27 protein-coding genes and 1 tRNA gene are annotated in these 26686 nt (G+C 71.9%); 18 read left to right on the top strand and 10 right to left on the bottom strand.

Translation table 11 applies throughout. From position 1 onward, the window contains the following. Window positions 1-89: 89 nt before the first annotated feature. Genes ACIGXP_RS25020 through ACIGXP_RS25010 form a run of 3 tightly spaced genes read left to right on the top strand, consistent with a single transcriptional unit; the run spans window position 90 to window position 4541 of the window. Window positions 90-1256 (top strand): HpcH/HpaI aldolase/citrate lyase family protein, encoded by a 1167-nt coding sequence (locus tag ACIGXP_RS25020; protein ID WP_399771700.1) that lies wholly within the window; start codon window positions 90-92, stop codon window positions 1254-1256. Between the two features lie 25 nt (window positions 1257-1281). Beyond that, window positions 1282-3735, top strand: a complete 2454-nt coding sequence (locus tag ACIGXP_RS25015; RefSeq protein WP_399771698.1) for a phosphoribosyltransferase — start codon at window positions 1282-1284, stop codon at window positions 3733-3735. Beyond that, a complete protein-coding gene (locus ACIGXP_RS25010) occupies window positions 3735-4541 on the top strand; it encodes an HAD family hydrolase (protein ID WP_399771696.1) in 807 nt (268 codons plus the stop codon). The genes ACIGXP_RS25015 and ACIGXP_RS25010 overlap by 1 nt, the downstream gene beginning before the upstream one ends. Before the next feature lie 86 nt (window positions 4542-4627). Here the strand turns inward: ACIGXP_RS25010 and ACIGXP_RS25005 are convergent, their stop codons facing one another. After that, window positions 4628-4837, bottom strand: a complete 210-nt coding sequence (locus ACIGXP_RS25005) for a zinc ribbon domain-containing protein (protein WP_399771693.1) — start codon at window positions 4835-4837, stop codon at window positions 4628-4630. 389 nt (window positions 4838-5226) lie between these two features. On the opposite strand from ACIGXP_RS25005, the gene ACIGXP_RS25000 reads away from it, so the two are divergent. The 3 genes from ACIGXP_RS25000 to ACIGXP_RS24990 all read left to right on the top strand — a co-directional run bounded on the left by ACIGXP_RS25000 (window position 5227) and on the right by ACIGXP_RS24990 (window position 9875). Further along, window positions 5227-7242 carry a transglycosylase domain-containing protein gene (locus tag ACIGXP_RS25000; protein ID WP_399772096.1) on the top strand — a complete coding sequence of 672 codons (2016 nt, stop codon included), beginning with the start codon at window positions 5227-5229 and terminating at the stop codon, window positions 7240-7242. 49 nt (window positions 7243-7291) lie between these two features. After that, window positions 7292-8587: a hypothetical protein gene (locus ACIGXP_RS24995; RefSeq protein WP_363217834.1), complete on the top strand. Its 1296-nt coding sequence runs from the start codon at window positions 7292-7294 to the stop codon at window positions 8585-8587. A gap of 175 nt (window positions 8588-8762) precedes the next feature. Next, complete coding sequence (locus tag ACIGXP_RS24990) at window positions 8763-9875, top strand: amidase domain-containing protein (RefSeq protein WP_399772093.1); 1113 nt, start codon at window positions 8763-8765, stop codon at window positions 9873-9875. Window positions 9876-9906: 31 nt separating this feature from the next. Here ACIGXP_RS24990 and ACIGXP_RS24985 read toward each other — a convergent pair whose 3' ends face one another. From ACIGXP_RS24985 to ACIGXP_RS24975, 3 genes are all read right to left on the bottom strand, one after another. After that, the gene (locus ACIGXP_RS24985) at window positions 9907-10431 is read right to left on the bottom strand and encodes a DUF4383 domain-containing protein (protein WP_363217835.1); all 525 of its coding nucleotides are present in this window, start codon (window positions 10429-10431) and stop codon (window positions 9907-9909) included. Window positions 10432-10544: 113 nt separating this feature from the next. Continuing rightward, a complete protein-coding gene (locus tag ACIGXP_RS24980; protein ID WP_399771689.1) occupies window positions 10545-11936 on the bottom strand; it encodes a hypothetical protein in 1392 nt (463 codons plus the stop codon). A 74-nt stretch (window positions 11937-12010) separates the two neighbouring features. Further along, the gene (locus ACIGXP_RS24975; protein ID WP_363217837.1) at window positions 12011-12805 is read right to left on the bottom strand and encodes a DUF4097 family beta strand repeat-containing protein; all 795 of its coding nucleotides are present in this window, start codon (window positions 12803-12805) and stop codon (window positions 12011-12013) included. Between the two features lie 216 nt (window positions 12806-13021). On the opposite strand from ACIGXP_RS24975, the gene ACIGXP_RS24970 reads away from it, so the two are divergent. Beyond that, a tRNA-Val gene (locus ACIGXP_RS24970) sits at window positions 13022-13093 on the top strand. A 58-nt stretch (window positions 13094-13151) separates the two neighbouring features. Here ACIGXP_RS24970 and ACIGXP_RS24965 read toward each other — a convergent pair. Together ACIGXP_RS24965 and ACIGXP_RS24960 are read right to left on the bottom strand one after the other, a co-directional pair. After that, entirely contained in the window at window positions 13152-13493 is a 342-nt protein-coding gene (locus tag ACIGXP_RS24965) for a hypothetical protein (RefSeq protein ID WP_399771686.1), read from the bottom strand. A 91-nt stretch (window positions 13494-13584) separates the two neighbouring features. Next, window positions 13585-14484, bottom strand: coding sequence for a ketopantoate reductase family protein (locus ACIGXP_RS24960; RefSeq protein WP_399771684.1), 900 nt, complete (start codon window positions 14482-14484; stop codon window positions 13585-13587). A 93-nt stretch (window positions 14485-14577) separates the two neighbouring features. On the opposite strand from ACIGXP_RS24960, the gene ACIGXP_RS24955 reads away from it, so the two are divergent. The 3 genes from ACIGXP_RS24955 (at window position 14578) to ACIGXP_RS24945 (ending at window position 16575) form a co-directional block, all read left to right on the top strand. Beyond that, window positions 14578-14808, top strand: a complete 231-nt coding sequence (locus tag ACIGXP_RS24955; protein ID WP_399771681.1) for a DUF2277 domain-containing protein — start codon at window positions 14578-14580, stop codon at window positions 14806-14808. 502 nt (window positions 14809-15310) lie between these two features. Next, window positions 15311-15766: a DoxX family protein gene (locus tag ACIGXP_RS24950; protein ID WP_399771679.1), complete on the top strand. Its 456-nt coding sequence runs from the start codon at window positions 15311-15313 to the stop codon at window positions 15764-15766. Between the two features lie 194 nt (window positions 15767-15960). Further along, window positions 15961-16575, top strand: coding sequence for a DedA family protein (locus ACIGXP_RS24945; RefSeq protein ID WP_399771676.1), 615 nt, complete (start codon window positions 15961-15963; stop codon window positions 16573-16575). Between the two features lie 16 nt (window positions 16576-16591). Here ACIGXP_RS24945 and ACIGXP_RS24940 read toward each other — a convergent pair whose 3' ends face one another. Next, a complete protein-coding gene (locus ACIGXP_RS24940) occupies window positions 16592-17236 on the bottom strand; it encodes an HNH endonuclease family protein (protein ID WP_363217843.1) in 645 nt (214 codons plus the stop codon). A 398-nt stretch (window positions 17237-17634) separates the two neighbouring features. Here ACIGXP_RS24940 and ACIGXP_RS24935 point away from each other — a divergent pair, with 398 nt between their 5' ends. Beyond that, a complete protein-coding gene (locus tag ACIGXP_RS24935) occupies window positions 17635-18216 on the top strand; it encodes a TMEM165/GDT1 family protein (protein ID WP_399771674.1) in 582 nt (193 codons plus the stop codon). Between the two features lie 213 nt (window positions 18217-18429). After that, a complete protein-coding gene (locus tag ACIGXP_RS24930; protein ID WP_399771672.1) occupies window positions 18430-19098 on the top strand; it encodes an HAD-IA family hydrolase in 669 nt (222 codons plus the stop codon). Window positions 19099-19219: 121 nt separating this feature from the next. On the opposite strand, the gene ACIGXP_RS24925 is transcribed toward ACIGXP_RS24930, so the two are convergent. Further along, on the bottom strand, window positions 19220-20314 hold the full coding sequence (locus ACIGXP_RS24925) for a peptidoglycan-binding protein (RefSeq protein ID WP_399771670.1): 1095 nt from the start codon (window positions 20312-20314) through the stop codon (window positions 19220-19222). Between the two features lie 139 nt (window positions 20315-20453). Between ACIGXP_RS24925 and ACIGXP_RS24920 the strand changes: the two genes are divergently transcribed. Next, on the top strand, window positions 20454-22487 hold the full coding sequence (locus tag ACIGXP_RS24920) for a DHA2 family efflux MFS transporter permease subunit (protein ID WP_399771668.1): 2034 nt from the start codon (window positions 20454-20456) through the stop codon (window positions 22485-22487). Here ACIGXP_RS24920 and ACIGXP_RS24915 read toward each other — a convergent pair. Beyond that, window positions 22420-22977 (bottom strand): GNAT family N-acetyltransferase, encoded by a 558-nt coding sequence (locus ACIGXP_RS24915; protein ID WP_399771666.1) that lies wholly within the window; start codon window positions 22975-22977, stop codon window positions 22420-22422. The genes ACIGXP_RS24920 and ACIGXP_RS24915 overlap by 68 nt on opposite strands. A 60-nt stretch (window positions 22978-23037) precedes the next feature. Here ACIGXP_RS24915 and ACIGXP_RS24910 point away from each other — a divergent pair, with 60 nt between their 5' ends. The 4 genes from ACIGXP_RS24910 (at window position 23038) to ACIGXP_RS24895 (ending at window position 25752) form a co-directional block, all read left to right on the top strand. Continuing rightward, entirely contained in the window at window positions 23038-23760 is a 723-nt protein-coding gene (locus ACIGXP_RS24910) for a helix-turn-helix transcriptional regulator (protein WP_399771664.1), read from the top strand. Between the two features lie 50 nt (window positions 23761-23810). After that, window positions 23811-24224: a nuclear transport factor 2 family protein gene (locus tag ACIGXP_RS24905; protein WP_399771662.1), complete on the top strand. Its 414-nt coding sequence runs from the start codon at window positions 23811-23813 to the stop codon at window positions 24222-24224. A gap of 77 nt (window positions 24225-24301) precedes the next feature. Then, complete coding sequence (locus ACIGXP_RS24900) at window positions 24302-24952, top strand: hypothetical protein (protein WP_363217851.1); 651 nt, start codon at window positions 24302-24304, stop codon at window positions 24950-24952. A 5-nt stretch (window positions 24953-24957) separates the two neighbouring features. Next, window positions 24958-25752 carry a hypothetical protein gene (locus ACIGXP_RS24895; protein WP_399771659.1) on the top strand — a complete coding sequence of 265 codons (795 nt, stop codon included), beginning with the start codon at window positions 24958-24960 and terminating at the stop codon, window positions 25750-25752. Here ACIGXP_RS24895 and ACIGXP_RS24890 read toward each other — a convergent pair. After that, window positions 25741-26178: a DUF1992 domain-containing protein gene (locus ACIGXP_RS24890; protein WP_399771656.1), complete on the bottom strand. Its 438-nt coding sequence runs from the start codon at window positions 26176-26178 to the stop codon at window positions 25741-25743. The genes ACIGXP_RS24895 and ACIGXP_RS24890 overlap by 12 nt on opposite strands. Before the next feature lie 99 nt (window positions 26179-26277). On the opposite strand from ACIGXP_RS24890, the gene ACIGXP_RS24885 reads away from it, so the two are divergent. Beyond that, window positions 26278-26670: a hypothetical protein gene (locus tag ACIGXP_RS24885; protein WP_363217854.1), complete on the top strand. Its 393-nt coding sequence runs from the start codon at window positions 26278-26280 to the stop codon at window positions 26668-26670. Window positions 26671-26686 lie beyond the last annotated feature (16 nt).

Raw genomic sequence — 26686 nt, 5'->3', positions numbered from 1 at the left:
AGGGAACCCCTGACATGGATCTCTACGTACTATTACCGGCCACCCTTTACCGAACACTGAGACTCGGGCCCACGTCCTGAGGGAGTCCTATGCGTCATTTCGGGCACATCGCCCCGGAGGTGCGGCAGCGCCTCTTCCACCGGGAGCCGTGCGCGTTCAGCGCCGACTCGCCGGCCCGGCTGCTCGCCGCCGCTCTCGGCGCCACCCTGTACAGCCCGGCCACCCGGCCGAGGCTCGCCGACGACATCGTCAAGCAGGCCGGGAACGGCGTGGTCTCGATGGTGCTGTGCCTGGAGGACTCGATCGACGACGCGGACGTCGCGGCCGGCGAGGACAACCTCGTCCGGCAGTTCGCCGACCTGGCCGCCCGGCCCGGCGTCGAGCCGCCGCTGCTGTTCATCCGGGTGCGCACCCCCGAGCAGATCCCCGATCTGGCCCGGCGCCTCGGCCCGTCCGTGCGGCTGCTGTCCGGATTCGTGCTGCCCAAGTTCACCGAGGAGCGCGGCATCCCCTTCCTGGAGGCCCTGACGGCCGCCGAGGCCGAGACCGGGCGCCGGCTGTTCGCCATGCCCGTCCTGGAGTCCCCGGAGCTGCTCTACCGGGAGTCCCGCGTGGACACCCTGGAGGGCATCTTCCGCGCGGTCGACAAGTTCCGCGACCGGGTGCTGGCGCTGCGCCTCGGCGTGACCGACTTCTGCTCCTCCTACGGCCTGCGCCGCGCCCCGGACATGACCGCCTACGACGTCCAGATCGTCGCCTCGGTGATCGCCGACGTCGTGAACATGCTGGGCCGCGCCGACGGCACCGGGTTCACCGTGACCGGGCCCGTGTGGGAGTACTTCCGGGTCTCCGAGCGCATGTTCAAGCCGCAGCTCAGACAGAGCCCCTTCCTGGAGGTGCAGGCCGTCGAGCTGCGCGAGAGGCTGATCGAGCACGCCATGGACGGCCTGCTGCGGGAGATCTCCCTCGACCACGCCAACGGCCTGCTCGGCAAGACCTGCATCCACCCCTCCCATGTGCTGCCCGTCCACGCGCTCTCCGTGGTCAGCCACGAGGAGTACAGCGACGCCCAGGACATCCTGCGGCCGGAACGCGGCGGCGGGGGTGTACTTCGCTCGGCCTACACGAACAAGATGAACGAGGTGAAGCCGCACCGCGCCTGGGCCGAGCGCACTGTGCTGCGCGCCGAGGTCTTCGGCGTGGCCCACGAGGACGTCGGCTTCGTGGAGCTGCTCGCCGCCGGGATACCCGGCTGACCCTTCCCACACGTCCAAGGAATGCATGAATCACGCAGTGAACGACGGCATCTGGTCCGGCAGCTGGGTCGCGGAGCGGCTCGGGGTCGAACTCGTAGGGGACGACGGTCTGCAGGCCCTGCTGGGACTGGCGCTGCGCCGTAATCCCAAGCGGGCTCATCTGCTGGTCTCCAACGTGCTCGGCAAGCACGTACCGCAGTCGCCGTCCGTGGTCTACGAGTACGGCTACCGCCTGGGCCGACGGGTCGCCGCGCTGCTCTCCCCGGACGAGGCGGGGAAGGCGGTGGTCCTCGGTTACGCGGAGACCGCGACCGGGTTGGGCCACGCGGTCGCCGACGGCCTCGGTACGGCGCCGTATCTGCACTCCACGCGCCGGCCGGTGGCCGGGGTCGCCCGGGCGGGCGGCTTCGAGGAGTCGCACTCGCACGCCACGTCGCATCTTCTGCTGCCGGAAGACGCCGGCCTGCTGGCCGGTGACGGTCCGCTGGTACTCGTCGACGATGAGTTCTCCACCGGTAACACAGTGCTGAACACCATCCGTGACCTGCATGAGCGGTATCCGCGGGGGCGGTATGTGGTGGTGGCGCTGGTGGACATGCGCTCGGCTGAGGACGCGGATCGGCTGGAACGGTTCGCCCGTGGGATCGGGGCCCGGGTGGATCTTGTCGCCGCCGCGTCCGGGACGGTGCGGCTGCCGTCGGATGTGCTCGGCAAGGGGCAGCAACTGGTGGCTCACCATGAGTCGGCCGGGTGCGGGTCGTCCGTGGCCGGTCGCGCCCGAGGGGCGCACCGGCCCAGGCGCATAGAACTGCACTGGCCCCATCGCCTCCCCGACGGCGGGCGCCACGGCTTCACGCCCGCCCACCGGGCCCGCCTGGACGCCGCCCTGCCCGCCATGGCCGCCCGAATACGCGGCGCCCTGCCCTCCGGCGCCCGTCGCGTCCTGGTCCTCGGCTTCGAAGAGCTGATGTACGCCCCCCTGCGCCTCGCCCGTGAGCTGGAGCGGACCACGGATGCCGAGGTGCGCTTCTCCACCACCACCCGCTCGCCGGTCCTGGCTCTGGACGATCCCGGGTACGCGATCCGTACCCGCCTGGTCTTCCCCGCCCACGACGACCCGGCGGACGGTCCCGGTGAGCGCTACGCCTACAACGTCGCCGGCGGCGGCTTCGACGCCGTCGTCGCCGTGGTCGACTCCGTCGCCGACACTCCCGCCCTGCACGCGCCCGACGGCCTGCTGGCGCGGCTCGCGGCGCACGTCCCGCACGTCCTGCTCGCGGTCGTCCCCGCGTATGTCCCGCACACTCCCGAAAGGCCGGCCATGCTGCCCGAGCCCCTCCGCGGCCCCGCATTCTCCAGTTACGCGCCCGACGAGGTCGGCTGGCTGCTGCAGGACCTGTCCGACGTCACGCTGGAGGCGCCGACCGAGGAGCGCGAGGAGGCCATCCAGAGCGGCGGCGCGCACTACGCCGAGTCACTGCCCGTCGAGTACCAGCCGAGCGAGCAGTACCAGGAGTTGTTCCACACCGCCCTCGACGCCTCCGCCGCCCGGCTCGCCCAGGCGGTCGGCGTGGTGACCGAGGCGGTCATCGCCGAGCGGTCGCCCCGCCCGGTGCTGGTGTCCCTGGCCCGTGCGGGTACCCCGGTCGGTATCCTCATGCGCCGCTGGGCCCGGTTCCGGCACGGCCTCGACCTCCCGCACTACGCCGTGTCGATCGTGCGCGGCCGGGGCATCGACGCCAACGCGCTGCGCTGGCTGGCCGACCGTCACGACCCCCGTGACGTCGTGTTCGTCGACGGCTGGACCGGCAAGGGCGCCATCACCCGCGAACTCGCCCAGGCCGTCGAGGAGTTCGAGGAGCGGGAGGGCATCACCGGCTTCGACCCGGAGATCGCCGTACTCGCCGACCCGGGCTCCTGTGTGCGCACCTACGGCACCCGTGAGGACTTCCTCATCCCCTCCGCCTGCCTCAACTCCACCGTCTCCGGCCTGATCTCGCGTACGGTGCTGCGGGCCGACCTGGTCGGCCCGGACGACTTCCACGGTGCGAAGTTCTACCGCGAACTCGCCGGCGCCGACGTCTCGGTGGCCTTCCTCGACGCCGTCTCCGCCCGCTTCCCCGAGGTCGCCGACCCCGTCGACGCCGCGGTCAAGGAGCTGATGGCCGAGGACCGCACCCCCACCTGGGCCGGCTGGCGGGCCGTCGAGCGGATCAGCGAGGAGTACGGCATCCACGACGTGAACCTCGTCAAGCCCGGCGTCGGCGAGACCACCCGGGTGCTGCTGCGCCGGGTGCCGTGGAAGATCCTCGCCCGTGCCGGGGCCGGCGCCGACCTCGACCATGTCCGCCTGCTCGCCGAGCAGAGAGGCGTACCCGTCGAGGAGGTCGGCGACCTGCCGTACACCTGCGTCGGGCTGATCCACCCCAGGTACACGCGTGGGGCGACGGGCGCCGACGGCAAGGCGGTGAACGCCTGATGCCGGTGCTGGTGGCGAGCGACCTCGACCGTACGCTGATCTACTCCTCGGCGGCCCTCGCGCTGACCATGCCGGACGCGCGGGCACCCCGGCTGCTGTGTGTGGAGGTCCACGAGGCCAGGCCGCTGTCGTACATGACGGAGACGGCGGCCCAGCTGCTGACCGACCTCGGCGACGCGGCCGTCTTCGTGCCGACCACGACCCGGACCCGCAAGCAGTACCAGCGGATCAACCTTCCCGGGCCGCCCCCCACGTACGCGATCTGTGCCAACGGCGGCCATCTGCTGGTCGACGGGGTGACGGACCCCGACTGGCACGCGGGCGTGCAGGCCCGTCTCGCCGACGAATGCGCACCGCTGGGGGAAGTCCGCGAGCACCTGCTGAGGACGGCCGACCCCGTCTGGGTGCGCAAGCACCGGATCGCCGAGGATCTGTTCGCCTATCTCGTCGTCGAGCGCGAGCTGCTGCCCGAGGACTGGGTGAAGGAGCTGGCGGTGTGGGCCGAGAACCGCGGCTGGACCGTCTCGCTCCAGGGCCGCAAGATCTACGCCGTCCCCCAGCCGCTCACCAAGAGCGCGGCGGTACGCGAGGTCGCCCGCCGCACCGGCGCGGACCTCACGCTGGCGGCGGGTGACTCCCTCCTGGACGCCGACCTGCTCCTCGCCGCCGACCGGGGCTGGCGCCCCGGCCACGGCGAACTGGCCGACACGGGCTGGACGGCACCGCAGATCGCGGCGCTGCCGGAGCGGGGGGTGCTGGCCGGCGAGCGGATCGTACGGGAGTTTCTGCGAGCGGCACGGCAGTAGCGCCCCCCAGGGGCGCGGGGAACGGTGCGATGAGCCACAGCGGTGCCGGGCCGCGGGAAGGCGCCGAGCGGCACCTTCGTGGGTGATCAGCCGCAGCAGCCCCCACCGCAACAACCGCCGCCCCCGCCCCCCGCAGGGGCCTGCGTGGCCGTGCCGCCCACGGCAACGGTCGACAGCAGCTTCACCGTGTCGTCATGCCCGGCAGGGCACGGCGCGGGGGCGGCGGATTCGGCCATGGGCCGGCTCATTTCGAACGTCTCGCCGCAACTGCGGCAACGGTACTCATAGCGTGGCATGGGCCCAGGGTAGCCGTCGGGGCCCGGGCGACGGTTTCTCAATGTTGCATGAGTGTTGCGAGAAACTCCGCCCCTTGAACAGAGGATTCGAAAACTTCGTTGATAACTTGTGAACGCCGTTGCGAGGGTGCTCAGCTCACCGCGCGAGCAAGAACGAGTGCGGAGGGGAGACGCAGGTGACCGATGCGTCGCAGGGGGACGGCGCTCCCCAGGCGGGAGCCCGTGGTGACAAGCCGATCGACGCGGACATGACCCTGCATCTGAGGGTGGAGACCCTCAGGGCGGACGAGACCGTGCAGCTGCGCGTGCCCCCGCCGCCGGAGCCGCCCGCGGCCGGCAGCCGGGCCGAGCGCCGGCGCAGTGCGCGTCCCGCCGCGCGCGAGCGCGCCCTGGCCGCGACCCGGCGTCTGCTCGGGCCGCTCACCCCGTACGCCCGCAGCCTGGCCCCGTACGCCCGCCGGCTCGCCCGCTGCGCGCGCCGTCTGAAGCCCCTGTACCCCCGCCCCGGCCGGACCGGCTGGCGCCGCTGGATACCGTCCTGGCGCCAGTGGCTCGGCGCCACGACGGCCTCGTTCGGCCTGCTGACCCTCTTCCTCGCCACCGCGTACGCGATGACCGACATACCGACCGACCTGAACACCTACGCCACGCAGCAGGACAACGTCTACTTCTGGTCGGACGGCACCCCGATGGCCCGCACGGGCTGGGTGCAGCGGCAGGCGATGCCGCTGAAGGACATACCCCCGGACGTCCGCTGGGCGGTGCTGGCGGCGGAGAACGAAAGCTTCTACTCGGACCCGGGCATATCCGTCAAAGGCATCACGCGGGCGCTGTACCGCACGGTGGGCAAGGGCGACACCGAGGGCGGATCCACCATCACCCAGCAGTACGTCAAAAACGTCTATCTCTCCCAGAACCAGACGCTCAGCCGCAAGTTCACCGAGGCGATGATCGCCCTCAAGCTCGACAACAAGATGAGCAAGGACCAGATCCTGGAGGGCTACCTCAACACCAGCTGGTTCGGCCGCGGCAGCTACGGCATCCAGCGCGCCGCCCAGGCCTACTACGGCAAGGACGTCAGCAAGCTCAACGCGTCCGAGGCCGCCATGCTCGCCGGACTCCTCAAGGGCGCCGGCCTGTACGACCCCACACTCGGCAAGGCCAACCACAAGCGGGCCGTGGAACGCTGGAAGTGGATCCTGGACCGCATGGTCAAGATCCACCAGCTGTCGCCGCAGGAGCGCGCCACGTACAAGACCTTCCCCGAGCCGCTGAAGAGCAACCCGCTGTACAACACCGGCGCGCAGAGCGACTACCTGGTGGAGCTGGCGTCGCAGTACGCCAAGAAGGCCGGGCATCTGACCGACCAGCAGTTCGACCTCGGCGGGTACCAGATCTACACGACCTTCGACCGCAAGCGGGAGCAGGCGCTCACCGACGCCGTCACCAAGGCCCGCAAGCAGGCGAAGAAGGACCACCCGGACGCGGCGAAGACCGCGCACTACGGCGCCGCGTCGGTCGCCGCCGACGGCCGGATCCTCGCCGTCTACGGCGGCCCGGACCACCGTACGCAGGGTTACAACGAGTCCAACGCGGCCACCGTCCCGGCCGGCACCGCGTTCCTGCCGTTCGTCTACGCCGCCGGGCTCGAACACGGCGTCCACAGGACACGCGGCGGACCCGCCACCCCCGTCACCCCGGAGACGCCCTACAACGGCGACGACGGCATTCCCGTCACCACCCCCGAAGGCCCCTACTGGGACCGCAGCGGCAAGAAGGTCGCCGCGCACAACGACGGCGGGAAGTCCTACGGGCAGATCACCCTGCGCCAGGCGCTCGCCCAGTCGGTCAACACGCCCTTCATGCAGCTCGGCATGGACACCGGCCTGGACAACGTGCGCCAGACCGCGGAGGCGTCCGGACTGCTGTCCGACAGCATCGGCCCCCAGGTGCCCGCCCTGTCGCTCGGCAACTCCACGCCCAGCGCCATCCGCATGGCGAGCGGATACGCCACGTTCGCGGCCGGCGGCACGCACACGGAGCCGTACTCGGTGCGCCGGATCACCCGGAACGGCGCCCCGGTCGCCCTCAACACCCCGCGCCCCCGGCGTGCGGTCGGCGCCCAGGTGGCCCAGGAGGTCGACGAGGCGCTCGCCGACTCCTTCCGCACCGCCCACCCGGCCACGGCCGCCCTCACACCGGGGGCGGCCGGGAAGGCCGGCACCGACGACAAGGACACCGCCGCCTGGTACGCCGGCACAGCCGACTCCGTGTCGACAGCGGTCGTCGTCTACCGCATGGACCTGGCGAAGTCCCTGCAGCCACTGCCCCTCAAGGGGCTGGCGGGCACATCGGCGGACGACGTCCCGTACGCCCTCTGGTCGGCCGCCACGGGTCTGGGCTGACCCCGGACCCCACAGATCCCCTCGCCCCTCTCTGAGATTGAGCCGCGCAATGTCTCGCAAGAAGTCACCGACGGGCCGGCGTCGCGCCCCCGGCCGTCGCCTGGGCCCCGCCGCCACCCGCCCGCAGGTCCTGACGCTCGCCGTCCTTCTCGTCGTGGCCTCCCTGGTGGCCGGCTTCCTGGCGCTGACCCGGCCGGACGACACCGAGCCGACCGCCTCGGCCGGCAAGAAGCCCAAGGCGGCCGCCCCGAAGCCCAGCCCGACACCCACCTGGGACGGCAGGACCCACATCCTCGGTGACGGCTCGACCTCCTACACCGGCCCGCAGCCGGGGCAGTTGAAGCCGGTGCCGCTCAAGCCCGGCGAGAAGCCGCCCCAGTTCGTCGTCTTCTCCTGGGACGGCGCCCTGGAGGGCGACGACCATCTCTTCTCGCACTACCGGAAGATGGGCGAGCAGTACAACGCCCACATGACCTTCTTCCTCACCGGCATCTACCTGCTGCCCAAGAGCAGGAAGTCGCTCTACCACGGCCCGATGCACTCACCCGGCGACGCCGCCATCGACTACGCCACCGACGAGCACATCCGCACCACCCTGGAGCAGCTTCGCCTGGCCTACCAGCAGGGCAACGAGATCGGCACCCACTTCAACGGCCACTTCTGCGGCAAGAAGGGCGGCGGCGACTGGTCCGTCGCCCAGTGGAAGAGCGAGATCGACCAGTTCTTCCAATTCGTGGAGAACTGGAAGACCACCACCGGCTACAAGGACGTTCCCGCGCTGCCCTTCGACTTCAAGAAGGAGGTCACCGGCGGTCGCGCACCCTGCCTTGAGGGCCAGCCGAATCTGCTGAAGGCCATCAAGAGCTATGGCTGGCGCTACGACGCCAGTTCGCCGGGCGACTTCCAGATATGGCCCACGAAGAAGAACGGCATCTGGGACTTCCCGCTGCAGATGCTCCCGTACGAGAACGGCAAGTTCCAGGGCCTGTCCATGGACTTCAACTTCCTCTACAACCAGTCCCAGGGCGAGACGAACGGTGATCCGTCGAAGTACGCCCAGTGGCAGCAGATGACCGTCGACTCCTACATGGCCGGCTTCAACCGCGTCTACTACGGCAGTCGGGCCCCGCTGTTCGTCGGCGACCACTTCGAGGACTGGAACGGCGGCATCTACATGAAGGCCATCGACCAGATCATCCCGAAGATCTGCACCAAAAAGGGCGTCAAGTGCGTGACCTTCAAGGAACTGGCCGACTGGCTCGACGTACAAAAGCCGCAGACCCTGGCCGCGCTGCGCAGCCTCGACCCGGCGCAGTCGCCGGACTGGTCGCAGGTCGTCAAGTGACCTGCGCCCGACGCGGATTCCACTTGTGCAACACCCTTCACATGCACCGCATCAGGCATGCAAAGATGCTCCATCCCGGTAGGTGTACCGGCGAAAAGGGGAAACACCATTGAAATCAAGAAGACTGAGCCGTAAGCGCCGCCGCGCGACCATAGTCACGGCAGCGGCCGCCTCCGTGGTCGCAGGCGTGGCCCTGGTGCCGAACTGGAGCGCGGGGGCGGCGGTCACCAACGACCCGACGGTGGACGCGGCCACCAAGGCGACCTTCCAGCGGCTCGCCGACGCGGTCTTCACCGACCGCACCCAGGCCCTGGTGGACGGGGCCGGCAGCGCCCGGACGCGGCACGCATCCGGCTTCTCGGGGTCCGTCCGGCTGTCCGGCGGGCAGTCCCGTGAGCAGAGCTCCGCCCTCGGCGAGCTGCGCGCCCGCAGGACCCGCCTCGCGAAGCTGGGCGAGAAGTACAGCGCGGGCAGCACGAAGGTCTCGCTCGACGCGACCGAGGTCCACGGCCGGCGCGCCAAGGTCGCCGTCACCGAGACCACGACCCTGACCTACCACAAGGCCGCGGCCAAGGGCCCGAAGACCACGGGGTTCCAGGCCCACCACGAGCTGACCTTCAAGGCGGACCGCGACGGGAACTGGCAGCTGACCGGCATCCGCGACACGGATGACGGCTATCTCGCCGTGAACCAGGTCGCCACGCCGTCCGTCGCCAAGGTGAGGACGACCGCCGACGACGGCCCGCCCGACGCGCCCCGCGCGGCCACCAGCTGGCCCGCTCCGGCCAACCCGAAGAACCTCACCGGCGGCGCCTACGACTACAAGGCCATGGTGGCGTACGCGACGAAGTACTGGTCCCACTACAACCCGGACTACCCGGACTACAACGGGGAGGCCGACGGCGGTGACTGCACCAATTTCGTCAGCCAGTCCCTGAAGGCGGGCGGCTGGAAGCACGTTCCCGGCTACACGAACGACTTCCACAAGTGGTTCGGCAACGCCGACATCCAGTCGGACTCGTTCGTCGGCGTCAACGAGTTCTCCTGGTTCGCCCTGTCCTCCAAGCGCGTCACCCCGCTCGCCAACGTCTACCAGGCGAACCTCGGTGACGTGGTCCAGATGGACTTCAACCGGGACGGATCCAAGGACCACTCGATGATCGTCACCTACCGCGACCGCTATGGCGTGCCGTACGTGACGTACCACTCCACGAACACCTACAACAGGTCGGTGGCCAGCCTGGTCGCGTCGTACCCGAACGCGTACTTCTACGCCTACCGCACCTGATCCGGTCCGGTCGCTGCCGGCGCGGGACGGCTCAGTCCGTCCCGCGCTCGTCCTGCGGACCGGGATGCCGCGCCCGCCAGTACGGGTTGTCGTGCGGCAGGGTCGAGCCGACCCGGCCGTACATGCCGAAGGTCATCAGCAGCAGGCCCACGATGAAGCTGAAGAACACGTTCTGGATCCTGAACGCCAGGAAGTTGTAGCCGGTGTCCAGCAGGCCGAGGGTCAGGAAGCCCGCCAGCAGGAACAGCACCCCGAACACCATGTTCAGCGTCGACGCCACGTTCCCGCCGATCACCATCCCCGCGAGCAGGATCGCCCCGACGACGATCGACAGCACACTCAGCGTGCCGTTGGTGTTCAGCCCGGCGACGGAGTTGCCCCCGGTGTCGAAGAAACCGATGTGATTGACCAGCCCCAGGATGCCGAACGCGACGAGGAACGCGCCGATCAGGCCCGCGCCGATCCGGTAGACCGTGTTCAGCCTGTGGTCGACGGGCAGATGCTCGTCGAACCGGATCCGCCGTCGCGGTCTCGTGTGCGCTGCGTGTGTGGCCATGTCCGCCTCCCTCGATCGCTAGCGGAGGCCATCCGTCCACCCAATATCCGCCCGCCCCGCGGCACCCTGCAACCGACGGGACTGCAGCGCCCCCCGAAAGGGCGCTCAGCCGCTCAGTGCCCCCCGCCCCGTTCTTCCCGGATCTGAGCCACGACCCGCGCCGCAACCCGCCGGACGGCTTCCGTCTCGGTCAGGAAGTGCCAGAAGTCGGGATGCCGCCCCTCCAGCGAGCCGATCGCCCGCTCCAGCCGCGCCACCGCCTCGTCCAGCGGCCCCGCATGCCGCGGATCGGGGGTCGCACGGCCCGTCATGGCCAGCCGCTGGGCGTCCCGGAGGGCGAACCGGGTCCGCTCGACCTCCGCCTGCGGATCCTTCTGCACCTCGTTCAGGCGCCGCAGCCGCTCACCCGCGGCCGACACGGCCTCGTCGGTGGTGTTCAGCAGGGCCCGTACCGTCGACAGCAGCGAGGTGGCGTCCGGCCAGTGCTGGGCCTCCCGCGCCTGCTGTGCCTCGCGGAGCTTCAGCTCGGCCTGCCGGACGTTCTGCACGGCCTGCTCGGGCACCTGCTGCAGGTCCTGCCAGCAGGCGGCCGCGAACCGGCGCCGCAGCTCGCTGAGCACCGGGTCCACCTGCCCGGCCCGGGTGGTCAGTGCCTGGGCGCGGGTGCGCAGGCTGACCAGCCGGTGATCGATCTCGGCCGCCCTCTCCGGCAGCCGCTCGGCCTCGGCCCGGATCGCCCCGGCCTCCCGCTGCACCCGCTCGGCTCGCTCCAGGGTCTGCTGCACCCCGTGCTGCCCGGCGCCCTGGTTGAGCCTGGTCAGCTCGGGGGAGAGGGCGGCGAGCCGCCCGGCGAGGTCATCGGCGCGCAGTCCCTGCTCACGTACGGCGTCCAGCGCGTTGCTCGCGCCCAGCAGCGCCTGCCGGGCCCGCTCCACGGCGGGCGCCAGCCGGGCCAGCTGGGTCTCGGCCGTGCCGAGCAGCGGCCCGAGCGATGTGCCGAAACGGTCCAGCTCCTGTTTGACCCGGACCAGTTCGTCCTTGGCGGAGGTCAGCTCCGCACGCGCCCGGGAGGCCGCCGAGGCCTCCAGGTCGTCCCGGTCGAGATCATGGGCGTCGACGGCCTGGATGTACCGCCGGCTGACCTCGTCGATCCGCTGCCCGAGCGCCGCGAAGTCGGTGGCGGCACGCCGGGCGGCGGGGGAGTCGTCCACGGCCGTGATCGTCTCGACGGAGATCCTCAGGTCCCGCTGGGCGGTGTCCAGTTCGTAGAACGCGGTCGCCGCGGCGTCCTTCGCGGCCTGCGCCTCGGCCCGCTGGCTCTCCGCCCGGCCGCCGAACCAGCGCCGGGTGCCCCCGCCCGCGAACGCGGCGGGCAGGGCGAGCGCCGCCAGCACCGGCAGGCCCAACAGGGTCAGGGTGTCGCGCAGAGCCGTGGACCCGGACCGGGCCCGGACGGTCGACGGCGGGTACGACCGCGTCGCTGGCGTGCCCGGTGTCGCCGTCACATCCCTCTCCCGTGCCGTGGTTCGCCGTGGGTGGTGTCATTCTCCCACCCGTTGCAGACGAAGACACGGGCCGGTCAGTTCGGGTTCCGCACCGTGACCTTTCCGTTCGAGGAGTCGGCGGTCACGCGGTGCGGGCTCCGGTCCCGCTGCGACACCCCCACCGACACCGGCCCGTTGTCCGACTCGGCCGTCACGTGGTACTCGGCGCGGGGCACGGTGACCGTCACCTCTCCGTTGTCGCTGTGGGCGCTCACCATGTCGGGTACGGCACCGAGTTCGAGGTCCACCTCGCCGTTGCTGTCCTCCGCCCGCACCCGGCGCGAGGTGACCTCCGCCCGGACCGTGCCGTTGTCGGACTGCAGGTCCAGCGGTCCCGACGCATCGGTGACGTGCACATCACCGTTGCTCGTACGGATGCCGAGCGCGGCCGTGAACCCGCTCGCCCGCACGTTCCCGCTTCCGTCGAGGACCTTGACGCCGATCCCGGACGGCACCTCGATGCGGTAGCGGGCCGAGCAGTCGGCGAAGAGCCCGGAGCAGTGCTCCCGCAGCACCAGCCGGTCGTGGTCGAGCGACCAGCTGAGGTTCGGCCCGCTGCCGATGGCCACCGACCCGTCGAACCACCGGGTGACCTCGACCGCGCCGGCCTTGCCTCCCTGCTTGTTCCCCTGCTTGTTCCCCCGCCCGGCGACCAGCTCGATCGCCGCGTTGTCGCTGTCGACGGTGAGCGTGCGCCCGTGCAGTGCGAAGGACCGGTGGTCCGGGTGCTTGTCGTCATCCGCCGAGGCACCACAGGCACTGAGCCCGGCGACGAGCACACCGGTGCCCAGGGCCAGGACGGCAGCACGGACGGAAACGGAACGGGTCATGACGAGTTCTCCCCCTGGACGGTCTGCGGCGACCGTGAACGATCTGCAACGACCGTAAACGATCTGGACGAAGACCTTGATCCGGCCAGCTCCCCGACCCGGGGTGGGGATAACCCCCGTCTCGGCCCCGTTGTGACCCGGCGGTACGGGTTTGCCGTGCACCGGTCCCGGCAAGGTAGGCTGTCGACTCGTCCTGGGTGCACAGCCCGGGTGTCCGGGTGCGTAGCTCAGGGGTAGAGCGCCTGCCTTACAAGCAGGATGTCGGCGGTTCGAAACCGTCCGCGCCCACCGGCGGCGAAGCCCCCGGCCATGTGGCCGGGGGCTTCGGTCATTCCGGAAGGCGTTGTCATTCCTCCCCGCTCGGCTGCTCGTGTGCATGCTTGAGCCGGGTGCGGGCCTCCATGCGGTCCGCCGCGGCCACCTCGGCCCAGAAACGGTGTGTGCTGACGAACACCGCGAGTTCGTGCTCGCGGCGGCGCAGCTTCTCCACCTCGGCCTGCTCGTCCGCCGTCCAGCCGGGGGAGGCGGGCCGCTCCACCTTGCGCCAGCCGTTGTCGTCACTGAAGCCGTCCATCGGCTCGACCGACCACGGCAGGCGCTTGAGCAGGGCCGAGAGCTCGGCCCGGACCTGATGCAGCTCCTCCTGACCGGCGAGGAGGTCACTGGGGAATTCATAGGTCGCAGCCACACGGCAATGCTACGCCTGTTCGATTTTGGGTGGCGAGTTCCTCCTGAGGTTCCGGGGAGGTTCAGCCGAACGGGTGGCCGATCGGCGGGTGTCAGTGGCCGGCCGCCTGCAGCTCGCCCACCAGGCGGGCCGTCACCGGAGCCGGTACGCCGTGCCGCCCGGCCGCGCGCAGCAGGGCCCCGCCGATGGCATCGAGTTCCAGTGGGCGGCCCGCCTCGGCGTCGCGCTGCATGGACGACTTGGCGCCGGGCGGGAAGGCGTCGTACCGCGCCAGGGCCTGGACCGGGTCGGCGGGGGCGCCGCAGGCGCGGCTGACCGCGGTTGTCTCGGCGACCAGGGACTCCAGTTCCTCGCGGTGCCGGCTGCGGGCCTCGCCGAGCGGGAGGCCGTACCGGGTGGTGAGCAGCGCGAAGGGGGCGAGGAACGCCATCTTGGCCCACAGGGCCGCCGTCTCGTCCGCGGCCACCCGCGCGGTCGCACCGGCCGCGGTGAGGTCGGCGGCGAGGGCGTCCAGGCGGGCACGGGGCACGCCGTCCCCGGCGAGGTCGACCTCGGTGAACGGGCTGCCGTGTTCGATCACGCCCGGGGCGACGCGGGCGGACTCCACGCGGATCACCGCCGGGGCGACGCGGTCGGGGCGGTAGCGGGCGCGCAGCCGCGCGGGGTGTTCGACACCGTTCAGGAGCGGCACGGCGAGGGCGTCGCCGAGGGCGGCGGGCGGCACCCGGGTGAGGGCGGCGTCGAGCGCGGTGTGCTTGACGGCGATCAGACAGGCGTCCACCGGTTCACGCAGCTCGGTGTCCGCCTCGACGCGGGCGGTGAAGTCACCGAACTGGGAGCTGCGGACGGTGATTCCGGTACGGCGCAGGGTCTCGGCCGTACGGTCCTGCGCCAGGCAGATGACGCGGTGGCCGGAGCGGGAGAGCAGGGCGGCGAGGAGGCCGCCGGTGCCGCCGGGGCCGAGCACGGCCACGGTGTTCTTGGTCGCCATGAGGCTGTTCCTTTCGAGGGTCGGCCCCGGGTGTCGGTGGCCGCCTTGCGTGCGATCATCGCAGGGGTGTGCGGTCTGCGTAAGACTGGGGGCATGTGCCGGAGTATCAAGACGCTGCGTCCGCCCGTCCTGCCCGGCGAGGCCACGGACGAGGACATCCACGCGGCCGCGCTGCAGTACGTACGGAAGATCTCGGGGTTCCGGGCTCCCGCCGCGCACAACCGCGAGGTCTTCGACCGCGCGGTGGCCGCCGTGGCCGAGGCCACGGCCGAGTTGCTCGGCGGCCTGGAGGTACGCGGACAGTCGGTCCGCAGCGCGGGGTAGTGCGGGCCGTGTGAGGTCTCTCATAGAGGGGTGCGCCTTAGGAGGCGTGCCTCGTCGGCGCCCGATCTGCGGTGCGCGGTCGGTGAGTTGCCCGTCCCACGGCACGCGACCACGGGCGCCCGGCCGCAGTCGGAGCACGTCCGGTCCCGCGGTCCCGTCGTCGCGCATGACTGACGCCCCGTCAAGATCCCTTACTGCCAAGCGAGTCGGTCCTTTGTGCTGCCCGCGGACGGGGTGCGCCGGTGACCCGGCGCGGGGGCCGGCCAGGTGTGGATTCGGTCACGTACGCCGATGCGGGCACGGTCGCGCGGGCTTGCCTGGCGTGCGCCGTTTCCCGGCAGGGGGCCGCAAGCAGAGCCGGACCCCTGGCCAAATGTTGAACTTGCAAGCACTGATTAGGTTCCCCTAACCTGAGACTCCATTCGGTACCGCCGCCCCCACGGCCGGCCATCCACCACGTCCCCGGCCGGCCCGACCGACACCGAAGAGGAGATCCCCCCTCATGACCGCACGTCTCAACTCCGCTCAGCCCTATGTCCTCGGGCTCTTCCGCATCGTCGTAGGCCTGCTCTTCGCCGTGCACGGCGCCGCCTCGCTCTTCGGCGTCCTCGGCGGCGCCGCGGGCACCCAGGGCGGCACCATTCCGTCCGGCACCTGGCCCGGCTGGTACGCGGCCGTGATCCAGCTCGTCGCCGGCGGCCTGGTGCTCCTCGGCCTGGGCACCCGTGGCGCCGCGCTGATCGCCTCGGGCTCGATGGCGTACGCCTACTTCGACGTCCACCAGCAGGCCGCGCTGTGGCCCATCCAGAACGGCGGCGAGCTGTCGGTCCTGTTCTGCTGGGCGTTCTTCATGCTGGTCTTCACCGGCTCCGGCGCCTTCGGCCTCGACCGGCTCGTCGGCCGCCGCACGGCCGAGGGCGGCAGGTCCGCCACCGAGCAGACCCCGATAGCCGCCTGACCGCGCGGCGCCCTCGACCGCCACGAGGGCCGGCGCACGGCGCCCTTCCCCGTCACGAGGGGGAAGGGCGCCGCCTCGGGTCCGGCCGGGCCGGCTGCGGCTCTGTGCGCAACCCCCTTCACCCCCCGAGCCCCTCCTGTCACACCTCCGGCGTACGCTGTACGGCTGTCGGCGGGGGAGCAACGGGAGTAGTCGTGTTCGAGAGTGTGGGGGCGCTGGCCACCGGACCGTGGATCTATGCCGCGGTGGTCGTGTCCGTGCTGCTCGATGTGTTCGTGCCGGTGCTGCCGAGCGGCGTGCTCGTCATCACGGCGGGCATGGCAGCGGCGGCGGGCTCGGGCGCGGCGGCCGGCCGGGTCCCGCACGACGTGCCGGACCTGCTGGCCCTGACCCTCTCCGCGGCGACCGCCTCGGTCCTCGGGGATCTGGTGGCCTACCGCCTAGCCTGGCGGGGCGGTGAGCGGCTGGACCGGGCGATCGCCCGCTCCCGGCGGCTGACCACCGCGCAGGAACGTCTCGGCGATGCCCTGGCCCGCGGAGGCGGCGCGCTGGTCGTGCTCGCCCGCTTCGCCCCCGCCGGCCGCTCGGTCGTCTCCTTCTGCGCCGGCGCCGCCCACCGCCGCGCCCGCGATTTCGTCCCGTGGTCCGCCCTGGCCGGCCTCTCCTGGGCCGCGTACAGCGTGGCCCTCGGCTACTACGGCGCCCAGTGGCTCGGCGCGACCTGGCTCGCCACGGGTGTCTCGTACGCGGCCCTCTTCGCCGTGGGCGCGGCGGCGGGATACCTCATGCGCCGCCGCCCCGTTTCCTGAGACGCCGTCCGGCGGGTCAGCAGCTCGCCAGGTACTTGGTCAGGGCCGTCTTCTCGGCGGAGTCGACCGAGAGGTCGTAGTAGTACTTCACCTGGACCCAGGCGCGCACATAGGTGCAGACGTAGGCGGACCGGGACGGGACCCAGGTCGACGGGTCCTGGTCGCCCTTGGCCTGGTTCACGTTGTCGGTGACGGCGAGGAGCTGGGGGCGGGTGACGTCGTTGGCGAAGGCCTGCCGCTGGGCGGTGGTCCACTTGCTCGCCCCGGAGTCCCAGGCCTCGGCGAGCGGGACGAGGTGGTCGATGTCGACGTCGGACGCGGAGCTCCAGGTCGCGCCGTCGTACGGGGAGTACCAGCTGCCGCTGGTGGCTTTGCAGTCGGAGTCGGTGACGACGTTCGTGCCGTCCCGCTTGAGGATCCACTCGCGGGTGTTGCAGGTGCCGGAGATGGTGATCCAGGTCGGGAACTTGTCGCGGCTGTAGCCGGTGCGGTTCTCGGTGGCGACGGTGAGCTGGGAGAGGTAGCCGCGGGCGGTGGCGGCGCTGACCGGCGTGGGGAGGGCGGCGGAGGCGCTCGGGGAGCCGAACAGGGCGGCCGAGGCCATGAGTCCGGTGAGCGTGGCGAGTATGCTCAGCCGTCGACGCGCGTAGAACCTGGACATGTGGGAACTCCCTGGTGGGGTAGGGGTGTTGGGTGCGAGCGAGGGAATGCTCGCGAGCCCGTGTTGCCGTGGGGTGAGCGTTTGGTGAGAAGCTAGTGACGTGTTCATGACAGGGCAAGGGCATGACAAGCTTCACGGCCGAACCTTCACATCCCTTACGATGGGGAGCGCAGAAGGGGAGTAGCTCTTCGCCGGACCGTCGACATACTGCTCAGCCAGGCTGAGCCGGCGCCCGGAGGCGGACCTCGGGTCTTTCGAGGACCGCCGGCGAGACCTTCGGCAAGCAGTGCACGTCCGTGTCCCCGCGACACGGACGCCGAGTGTGCTGCCGTGCCGAGGTGTCATCGCGTGAGACGTACCGCACTCTCGGTGGGGCGGCCCCGACCGATTGAGGAATCTTGATCAGCATCACCGTGACGGCGCTCGTCTTCGGCGTCATCTTCCTCGCCGAACTGCCCGACAAGACCGCGCTCGCCGGCCTCGTCCTCGGCACCCGCTACCGCGCGAGCCATGTCTTCGCCGGTGTCGCCGCAGCCTTCCTGCTGCATGTCGTGCTGGCCGTCGCGGCCGGCAGCGTACTGACCCTGCTGCCCCAGCGACTCGTGCACGCCCTCACCGGCGTCCTCTTCCTCGGCGGTGCCGCGATGCTGCTGCTGAAGAAGGACGACGGCGAGGAGGAGATCAGGAAGCCCGCCGACCAGTCCTTCTGGAAGGTCGCGGGCACGGGCTTCACGGTCATCCTGGTCGCCGAGTTCGGCGATCTCACCCAGATCATGACCGCCAACCTCGCCGCCCGCTACGACGACCCGGTCTCCGTCGGTCTCGGCGCGGTGCTCGGCCTGTGGGCCGTCGCCGGACTCGGCATCGTCGGTGGAAAGGCCCTGATGAAGAGGGTGCCGCTGCGGCTGATCACGCAGATCGCGGCGCTGCTGATGCTCGCGCTCGGCGCGTGGAGCCTGTACGAGGCGGTGGCGGGCTGAGCCGGTCGGCGAGCTGAACGTCCGGTGAACCGGTGCGGGAGTCCGGTGAACCCTTGCGGGGGTGGTGGCGGACTCGCCCCCGGTTTTGTACCGTGGAGAAACAAAGTGGCTCCCGCCCGTTTTCCCTGACCGGCGGGCGGGGCCGCCTTGTCCCTGCCCCCGGGGCCCTTTCCTTCGGGGTCATTTCCTTCCCGGAGCCTCCTGGAGCTGCCGATGACGGCCACCGTCACGTCCACCGTCCTCACCGCCCGCGCCCTCCTGCTCGACATGGACGGCACCCTCGTCAACTCGGACGCCGACGTCGAACGCGTCTGGCGGCGCTGGGCCGGGCGGCACGGGCTGGACGGTGACGAAGTGATGAAGGTCGTCCACGGCCGGCAGGGGCACGCCTCCATGGCGGTACTGCTGCCCGACCGCCCCGTGGCGGAGAACCTCGCCGACAACGCACGCATGCTCGCCGAGGAGACCGCCGACACCGACGGCGTGGTCGAGATCCCCGGCGCGAGCGCCTTCCTCGCCTCCCTGCGGGGTCTTCCGCACGCCCTGGTGACCTCCGCCGACGTCCCCTTGTCCACCGCCCGCATGAACGCGGCCGGGCTGCCGCTGCCGCAGGTCCGCGTCACCGCCGAGTCGGTCGGGGCGAGCAAGCCCGACCCCGAGGGCTTTCTGAAGGGCGCGGCCGAGCTGGGCGTGGCTCCGGCCGACTGTGTGGTCTTCGAGGACTCCGGTGCGGGCATCGCGGCGGGGCGCGCCGCGGGTATGACGGTGGTGGGTGTCGGCCCCCGCGCCGGTGTGCATGCGCCCGACGTGGCCGTGCCCGACCTCACGTGGGTGCGGGTCGAGGCTGCGGCGGACGGGGCGATCCGGCTGCACGTCGGCTGACGGCCCTTCCCGTCGGGCTGCGCCCCTTCGCCCCCGAGCCCAGGGGCCCCGATCGGCATGGGCCCCGATCGGCATGGGCCCCGATCGGCATGGGTCCTCGGTCGGCCCGGAGGGCCCGTCCTCACGTGGCGGACGGGCTGATCGAGCCGGACGGGCCGGATGTCTCCGCCTCCAGACTCCTCCGGGTCGCCGGGCCGTACACGCCGAGAGCGTCGCCCTGGATGCCGCGGGCCAGTTGATAGGTGCGTACGGCGTCCTCCACCGAACGGGTGAAGATCCCGGTGATCCGGTCGGCGTACAGGTTCACCTGCCGTAGCCGCTGCTGGAGTTCGGCCACCTCCGGGCCGCTGTCGCCGCGTTGCAGCACCGGCGTGACGGCGGGCGTGGTCCGTGGGGTGGCGGCGGCCGTCATGGGTGCGGTGGGCGACGCCGGGTGGGACGTTTCGGCGGAGGCGGACGGGGTCGGCGAGGGGGACGGCGTGGCCGACGGACTCGGTCGGCTCACCGACGCGGAGGGCGACGGCGCGGGCGAGCGGGGGACGGCGGGGGAGGAGGGTGCCGTCGGTGACGCCGGGCCCGGTGTGCTCACGTCGGGGACGCTCTCCCTCACCTCGTCGGCGGCCGGGTGCCGGGACGGTGTGTGGTACGAGAACAGCCCGCTCGCGAACCCGGCCGCCGCCACGACCGCCACGCCCGCCCCCGCGACGGACAGCAGCACGCCACGACGGGACCGCCGACGGCCCGCCCCGGCGCCCAGGGGCTCCGCCGCACCGGGTGCGTCGATGCGGCCCGTGCCGGCCCCCTGGGCGCGGTGGACTCCGTCGGCCCCGGCGCCGCCGGCGCCGCCCTGCGGCCGGGGAGCCCCGGAGGTCCCGCCGGCCCCCTCGACCCCGAACATCCGCACGTCGGCCGGGTTCGGTCCGGCTGTCTGCGGTAAGGGCAGGGTCGCCTCCACGGCCGGTACCGGTTGCGTCTCCGTGCCGGATGGCGTGCCGGGCGTGGCCGGTGCCGTGTGGGCCCCGTCGACCTCCACGTACGGTCGTATCCGCAGCGGGTCGAAGTCCTCCGCCGCTGCCGCCTCGGCCGAGCGCGTCTCGCGCAGGGTCTCGGCGGCGCGCTCGGTGCAGTCGCAGGACGGGCCGTGGGCCGGCACCCTCGGCGCCCCGCACTCCGGGCAGGGGCAGATGCGGCCCCCGGGACTTCCGGAATCAGTCATGTGTTCGTCCCTCCCCTCGTGAACTTCCGAGACTATGCGCACCTTCTCCACATCCGTCGCCGAAAACGCGGGACTCGACAGGCCATAAACGGTGACACCTACCACGATGGAAGGTGCACCCGAGCCCCGGGAGGTCTCCATGGCCCTGGACACGCACGGCGCGGAAACGCAGGCCGCCGAGCACGTCTCCGGCAATGTCCTCGTCTCGATCGGCGCCCTGCTCCTCGGGCTGCTGCTCGCCGCTCTCGACCAGACGATCGTGTCGACCGCGCTGCCCACCATCGTCAGCGACCTCGGCGGCCTGGAGCACCTGTCCTGGGTCGTCACCGCCTATCTGCTGGCCTCGACCGCCGCGACTCCGCTGTGGGGCAAGCTCGGTGACCAGTACGGGCGCAAGAGGCTGTTCCAGACCGCCATCGTCCTCTTCCTCATCGGCTCCGCGCTGTGCGGCATGGCGCAGAACATGCCCCAGCTGATCGCGTTCCGCGCGCTCCAGGGGCTGGGCGGCGGCGGGCTGATGGTGCTGTCGATGGCGATCGTCGGGGACATCGTGCCGCCGCGGGAACGCGGCCGGTACCAGGGGCTGTTCGGGGCCGTGTTCGGGGCGACCAGTGTCCTCGGGCCGCTGCTCGGCGGGCTGTTCACCGAGCATCTGAGCTGGCGCTGGGTGTTCTACGTCAACCTGCCCGTCGGCGTGGTCGCACTCGCCGTGATAGCCACCGCCCTGCAGATACCGCGCCGCACCGCCCACCACGTCATCGACTACCTCGGTACGCTCCTCATCGCCTCCGTCGCCACCTGCCTCGTCCTCGTCGCCTCTCTCGGCGGTACGACCTGGGCCTGGGGGTCGGCGCAGCTCATCGGGCTCGCCGTGCTGGGCGTGCTGCTGGCCGTGGCGTTCGTGGCCGTCGAGCGCCGGGCCGCCGAACCGGTCCTGCCGCTGAAGCTGTTCGGCATCCGCACCTTCACTCTCGCCGCCGTCATCAGCTTCATCGTCGGCTTCGCCATGTTCGGCGCGATGACGTATCTGCCGACCTTCCTTCAGGTCGTGCACGGCATCTCACCGACCCTGTCCGGCGTGCACATGCTGCCCATGGTGTTCGGCCTGCTGCTGTCCTCCACCCTCTCCGGGCAGATCGTCAGCCGCACCGGCCGCTGGAAGGTCTTCCCGCTCGCCGGGACCGCCGTCACCACCATCGGCCTGCTCCTGCTGCACCGGCTCGACGAGCACAGCACCACCGCCCGGATGAGCGTCTACTTCTTCGTCTTCGGCCTGGGACTCGGCCTGGTCATGCAGGTGCTCGTCCTCATCGTGCAGAACGCCGTGTCGTACGAGGACCTCGGCGTCGCCACCTCCGGCGCCACCTTCTTCCGCTCCATCGGAGCCTCCTTCGGTGTCGCCATCTTCGGCACGGTCTTCGCCGGCCGCCTCGGCGACAAACTCGCCGCCGCCTTCCGGGGTGTGAGTCTGCCGCCCGGCGCCTCCGCGAACGCCCTGAAATCCGACCCCCGCGGCATCGCCGCCCTGCCGCCCGCCCTGCGTCCGGCGGCCCTGCACGCGTACGCGTCCGCCATCACCGACGTCTTCCTCTACGCCGTCCCCGTCGCCGTCCTCGGCTTCCTGCTGGCGTGGTTCCTGAAGGAGGACCGGCTGCGCGGCTCGGTCACCGCACCGGACGTCTCCGAGACCATCGCGCCCAACCCGGTCGAGCGGTCCTCCTACGACGAGTGCTGCCGGGCCCTGTCCCTGCTCGGCACCCGCGAGGGACGCCGCGAGGTCTACCAGAAGATCACCGCACGCGCCGGGTACGACCTGCTGCCCGCCGCCAGCTGGCTGCTGCTGCGCATCCGCAAGTACGGCTCCGTCGAGCCGGGCATGCTCGCCGAGCGCAGCCCCGTCCCGCTCGCCGCCGTCCTCGCCGCCGCCCGCCAGGTCGAGGAGCGGCATCTCGCCGAACGCCGGGGCCTGGACCTGTATCTGACCGAGTCCGGCCGGGAGGTCACCGAACGGCTCGCCCGGGCACGTGAGGAGTCCCTGGCCGAACTCCTCGGCGACTGGTGGCAGCCCGGCCGCTCCACCGACCTGACCCAGCTGGTCAGGGAACTCACCGGTGAACTGTGCGGCACCGACCGCGAGCGCCCGCACAAGGCGGTCCGGGCGAAGGCCGGTTGACCACCAGCTCCTTGCGGAACCAGTGCTCGGCGTAGACGTCGTCGTTGTGCGGACCGGTCTCCGTATAGCCGAGGCGGGCGTACAGGGCGCGGGCCTCGACCAGGTCACCGCGGGTGTCCAGGATCAGCCGCCGGGCGCCGAGGGCCCGGGCGGCCTCCTCGGCGGCGGCCACCAGCAACGGGGCCCCGCCCCTGCCGCGCAGATGCCCGTGCACGAACACCCGGGTCAGTTCCGCCGTGTCCGGCTCCAGCAGCCGTACGCCCGCCGAACCGGCCGGCTCGCCCTCGTACCGGCCGACGAGCAACCGGCCGGTGGGCGGCGCGAGTTCGGCCCCGGTCGTGGCTGCGATCTCCCGCTCCAGCTCGTCCGGGTCGGTGCGACGGCCCTCGTGCAGCAGGTACCAGCGGTCGCTGACCTCCGTGTAGTACGCCCGCCACAACGCGGCCGCGACCGGAGAGTCGTACGGTTCGGGGGTGATCGTCCACGTCATGCCGGACATTGTCGGCCGCCGTCGCCGCGCCGCCGAGCGAATTTCCGCAGACTGTCCGCCGTGAACCGCACCGACCGCCTCTACGCCCTCGTCGAGGAGCTGCGCGCCGCCGCTCCCCGCCCCCGCAGCGCCCGGGCGCTCGCCCGGCGCTTCGAGGTCAGCGTCCGCACGATCGAGCGTGACCTGGCCGCGTTGCAGCAGTCCGGGGTGCCCATCCACGCCGAGCCGGGCCGCAGCGGCGGCTACGTCCTGGACCGCGACCGCACCCTGCCGCCGCTGACCATCACCCCGGCCGAGGCGACCGCGCTCGCCGTGGGGCTGCAGGAGCTCGCCGGCACGCCGTTCGCGGCGGACGCGCGCAGCGCGCTGCACAAGGTGCTGGCCGTGCTGCCGGAACGGGAGCGGCGGGCGGCGGCCGAGCTGACCGGGCGCATACGGCTGCTCGTCCCGGCCGCCCGCCCGGCGCCGCCCGCCGGACCGGTCGTGCCCGCCGCGCTGCGGGAGGCGCTGACCGCGGGGCGGGTGCTGCGCCTGGAGTACTGCGACGCGGCGGGCCGGGTCACCGCTCGGGACGTGGAACCGCTCGGCTTCCTCGGCGGAGCGGAGCACTGGTATCTGGCCGGCTGGTGCCGGCTGCGGGACGCGCCGCGCGGCTTCCGCCTGGACCGGGTGCGTGCGGCGACGGCCCTGGACGAGCGGGTCCCGCACCGCGCCGTCGACCTCGCCGCCCTCGACACGCTCGGCTCCGACGTCGTACCGCTCGATGCGGCGACCGTGATGTGACGGCAATCACCGACAGGGCGGTGTCGCGGACCGGGCGGAGGCTGATGCCCATGACAACGACTTCCCACACCAGCCACCGCACGCTGACCACCGCGACCGGTATCGCCCTCTTCGACCGCTGGACCGCCCTGTGGAACGGCGACCTGAGCGACCCGGAGGCCTTCCTCGCCCCCGGCTTCCGCGTCCGCTTCGGCAACGACCCCGCGAACGCGGCCACCGACGAGGTGCGGGGCCCGGCCGGGATGGCCGCGTACGTCCGGACCTTCCGTGCGGACAAGCCCGGCCTGCGGTTCGCCGTCGACGGCACCCCGCTGGTGGACACCGGTCCGGGCCGGGTCGCCTGCTGCTGGTACGTGACCTTTGCGGACGGGGCGCAGAAGAGCGGGATCGACCTGCTGGAGGTGGTGGACGGGCGGATCGCGACGGTGTGGTCGGTGACCGGACTGCGCCGCTTCGCGGACTGACCGCCGTTTGTGGCTCCCCTTCCGGGTGACCCGGAGGGGAAGCCGGCCAGTGGGGCCGGCCCGAGCGGAAGGCAACCATGTCCACTGGCATGATCGTGTTGACCGTGATCGTGGCGGTCGTGATCGTCGGCGCGGCAGCCCTCCCGATCCTGCGCGGCCGGCGCCGGCGCGGCGGTCCCGCCCTCAAGCGGCGCTTCGGGCCCGAGTACGAGCGGGCCGTGGCCCTGCACGACGGTGACACCAAGGCCGCCGAACGGGAACTGACCGAGCGCATGGAACGCCACGGCGACCTGCGGGAACGGCCACTGGACCCGGCCGGGTGCGAGCAGTACGCGGCCCGCTGGACGGCCGTGCAGGAACACTTCGTCGAGTCGCCGCGGCAGGCGGTGGCCGAGGCCGACCGGCTGCTCGCGGAACTCGCCGTCGTGCGCGGCTACCCGGACGGCGGGCACTACGAGGAGCAGCTCGCCGCGCTGTCCGTGCACCACGCCGACCACGTCGACGGCTACCGGCAGGTGCACCGGGTGGCCCGGTCCGGACCGAGCAGCGGGGCGACCGAGGCGGGCTCCGGTACGGAGGAGATGCGCGCGGCACTCGTCGGTGCCCGCGCCCTCTTCGACGACCTGACCCACCCCGCCCGGGAGACGGGCCGCCACCGTGCGCCCCACGCCGGCGCCCGCTCCCACACCCCGTGGGCCTTCGACAAGAGCCGGCCGAAGGAGAGTTGACCGTCATGTCGGACAGGACGAGAGACCCCGGCGACGAGCGTCCCACCGGTCGCTTCACCCAGCCACCGGACGAGGACTGGACCCCGGAGGACGACACGGCGGCACGCCGCCGCACCCCGCGGGAGCCCCTCGCGGAGGAACGGCTGCCGGGCGAGCCGCCCGCCTCGACCGCCCCCGGCACGGAGGGCCTGACAGCAGACGACCGCACTCCGGAGGACATACCCGGACACCCCCCGGGCCCAGCAGGCACGCAGGGGTCCGAGTCCGGGGCCGGATCCGAGGGCCTGCGGCCCGGTACGGAGGATCTGGCCTACGACACGGGTGACGCCGGGCCGGGAACGCGCGACGGAATGCCGGACGACGGGCTGGGGATTCCGTCCTCCGGTGAGGTGGGCACACGTGAGGCGCGCTCGACCGAGTCCCCGGCGTCGGACACCTGGCCGGCGGCACCGGGCGGTGCGCCGGAATCCGCCGGCGACGTCGGTACGGCGGCTCCCGCGCCCTCCGGGGCCGGCGCCCCTCTTCTGCCGCACGAGGAGACCGACCGCTGGGAGCAGCGGATGCGGCAGCTGGCCGTCGGGTTCGTGGACGAGCCGCGGGCTGCGGTCGAGCAGGCCGACCAGGCGTTGGAGGAGATCGTGGCGCGCTTCGGCGAGGCCGTGGCCCGGCGGCGGCGTACGCTGCGCCGCTCCTGGGAGGCCTCCGAGGACCGGGGCCCCGGCACCGACACCGACACCGAGCAGCTCAGGCTGGCCCTGCGCGACTACCGGGAGCTGGCCGGGCGCCTGCTACACCTGTGACGGTCCCGGCAGCTCACCCCTGGCGGCGGCCCTGAGCCGCCGCCACTCGCGGACGACCTCCTCGACGTCGTACGGCTTCTTCCCCAGCGGAGGACCGGGCGGCGGCTTGAACATCATGTCCTTGATCTTGACGTTGACGTCCTCGATCAGCTTCCGGGCGATCCGCTCCGAGGGCGCCGCACAAGCCGCCGCGAGTGCGTCCTCGGCCTCCTTGCGCAGGGCGAGGGCGGGCGGCAGCACGGACAGGCCCTCGCGTGCCATCTTCCGCTTGATCCACCACAGTTCGTCGTAGCCGGAGTCGAGCTCGGCGGGCAGCGGCTCACCCGCGCCCGGCAGCCGCTCGAACTCACCGCGCTCCTGCGCGTCGCGGATCTCCTTGTCGACCCAGGACTCGAAGCGCACACCCGGTGGCTTTCGCTCGGTCATGACCCCATTGTGCCGGACGCGACCCGGCTGGGCGTTCTATCATGCGGCGGCGGTACGCCAATCCGGCCGCCGCGCAAGGACGTCACAGGGGGAACGCGCGTGCTCGAACTCACCATGGCCACCGTCTCCGGGGCCGACGCGGGCGCCACGGCCGGCATGACGATGGCCGACGCGCCCAGCGAGCCGGGCGCCGTGCTCCGGGTCGGCCGGGACGCGTCCGTGTGCCGGCTGGTCACGCCGGAGGACTGGCTGTTCGTCTCCCGGGTGCACCTGGAGTTCCGGTGCGGCCCCGACGGCGGCTGGCAGGTGAGCTGGCTGCGCGGTTCCCAGGCCGATCCGTCCGCTGAGGTGCGGCTGGTGGTCGGTGAGTACGCGCAGACCGTCGGCTACGGCTCGACCGTACGGCTGCCGCACGGCGCGTCCGGCGAACTCGTCGTCCAGGACCGCACCGCGCCGCGCAGCGTCAACGTCGGCTTCTACCACGAGGTGTGAGCCACCGGCCGGAGAT

This window comes from Streptomyces sp. NPDC053069 (assembly GCF_044546895.1).
Lineage (GTDB): Bacteria > Actinomycetota > Actinomycetes > Streptomycetales > Streptomycetaceae > Streptomyces.
Note: the sequence above shows the minus strand (reverse complement) of the source record. Positions and strands in the feature narration are given on the sequence as shown.

Excerpts from the sequence above, each read along its gene's own strand:
- ACIGXP_RS25020 (WP_399771700.1), top strand. The coding sequence starts at position 90 with ATGCGTCATTTCGGGCACATCGCCCCGGAGGTGCGGCAGCGCCTCTTC.
- ACIGXP_RS25015 (WP_399771698.1), top strand. The coding sequence starts at position 1,282 with ATGAATCACGCAGTGAACGACGGCATCTGGTCCGGCAGCTGGGTCGCG.
- ACIGXP_RS25010 (WP_399771696.1), top strand. The coding sequence starts at position 3,735 with ATGCCGGTGCTGGTGGCGAGCGACCTCGACCGTACGCTGATCTACTCC.
- ACIGXP_RS25005 (WP_399771693.1), bottom strand. The coding sequence starts at position 4,837 with ATGCCACGCTATGAGTACCGTTGCCGCAGTTGCGGCGAGACGTTCGAA.
- ACIGXP_RS24995 (WP_363217834.1), top strand. The coding sequence starts at position 7,292 with ATGTCTCGCAAGAAGTCACCGACGGGCCGGCGTCGCGCCCCCGGCCGT.
- ACIGXP_RS24985 (WP_363217835.1), bottom strand. The coding sequence starts at position 10,431 with ATGGCCACACACGCAGCGCACACGAGACCGCGACGGCGGATCCGGTTC.
- ACIGXP_RS24975 (WP_363217837.1), bottom strand. The coding sequence starts at position 12,805 with ATGACCCGTTCCGTTTCCGTCCGTGCTGCCGTCCTGGCCCTGGGCACC.
- ACIGXP_RS24960 (WP_399771684.1), bottom strand. The coding sequence starts at position 14,484 with ATGGCGACCAAGAACACCGTGGCCGTGCTCGGCCCCGGCGGCACCGGC.
- ACIGXP_RS24955 (WP_399771681.1), top strand. The coding sequence starts at position 14,578 with ATGTGCCGGAGTATCAAGACGCTGCGTCCGCCCGTCCTGCCCGGCGAG.
- ACIGXP_RS24950 (WP_399771679.1), top strand. The coding sequence starts at position 15,311 with ATGACCGCACGTCTCAACTCCGCTCAGCCCTATGTCCTCGGGCTCTTC.
- ACIGXP_RS24940 (WP_363217843.1), bottom strand. The coding sequence starts at position 17,236 with ATGTCCAGGTTCTACGCGCGTCGACGGCTGAGCATACTCGCCACGCTC.
- ACIGXP_RS24930 (WP_399771672.1), top strand. The coding sequence starts at position 18,430 with ATGACGGCCACCGTCACGTCCACCGTCCTCACCGCCCGCGCCCTCCTG.
- ACIGXP_RS24925 (WP_399771670.1), bottom strand. The coding sequence starts at position 20,314 with ATGACTGATTCCGGAAGTCCCGGGGGCCGCATCTGCCCCTGCCCGGAG.
- ACIGXP_RS24920 (WP_399771668.1), top strand. The coding sequence starts at position 20,454 with ATGGCCCTGGACACGCACGGCGCGGAAACGCAGGCCGCCGAGCACGTC.
- ACIGXP_RS24915 (WP_399771666.1), bottom strand. The coding sequence starts at position 22,977 with ATGACGTGGACGATCACCCCCGAACCGTACGACTCTCCGGTCGCGGCC.
- ACIGXP_RS24905 (WP_399771662.1), top strand. The coding sequence starts at position 23,811 with ATGACAACGACTTCCCACACCAGCCACCGCACGCTGACCACCGCGACC.
- ACIGXP_RS24900 (WP_363217851.1), top strand. The coding sequence starts at position 24,302 with ATGTCCACTGGCATGATCGTGTTGACCGTGATCGTGGCGGTCGTGATC.
- ACIGXP_RS24895 (WP_399771659.1), top strand. The coding sequence starts at position 24,958 with ATGTCGGACAGGACGAGAGACCCCGGCGACGAGCGTCCCACCGGTCGC.
- ACIGXP_RS24890 (WP_399771656.1), bottom strand. The coding sequence starts at position 26,178 with ATGACCGAGCGAAAGCCACCGGGTGTGCGCTTCGAGTCCTGGGTCGAC.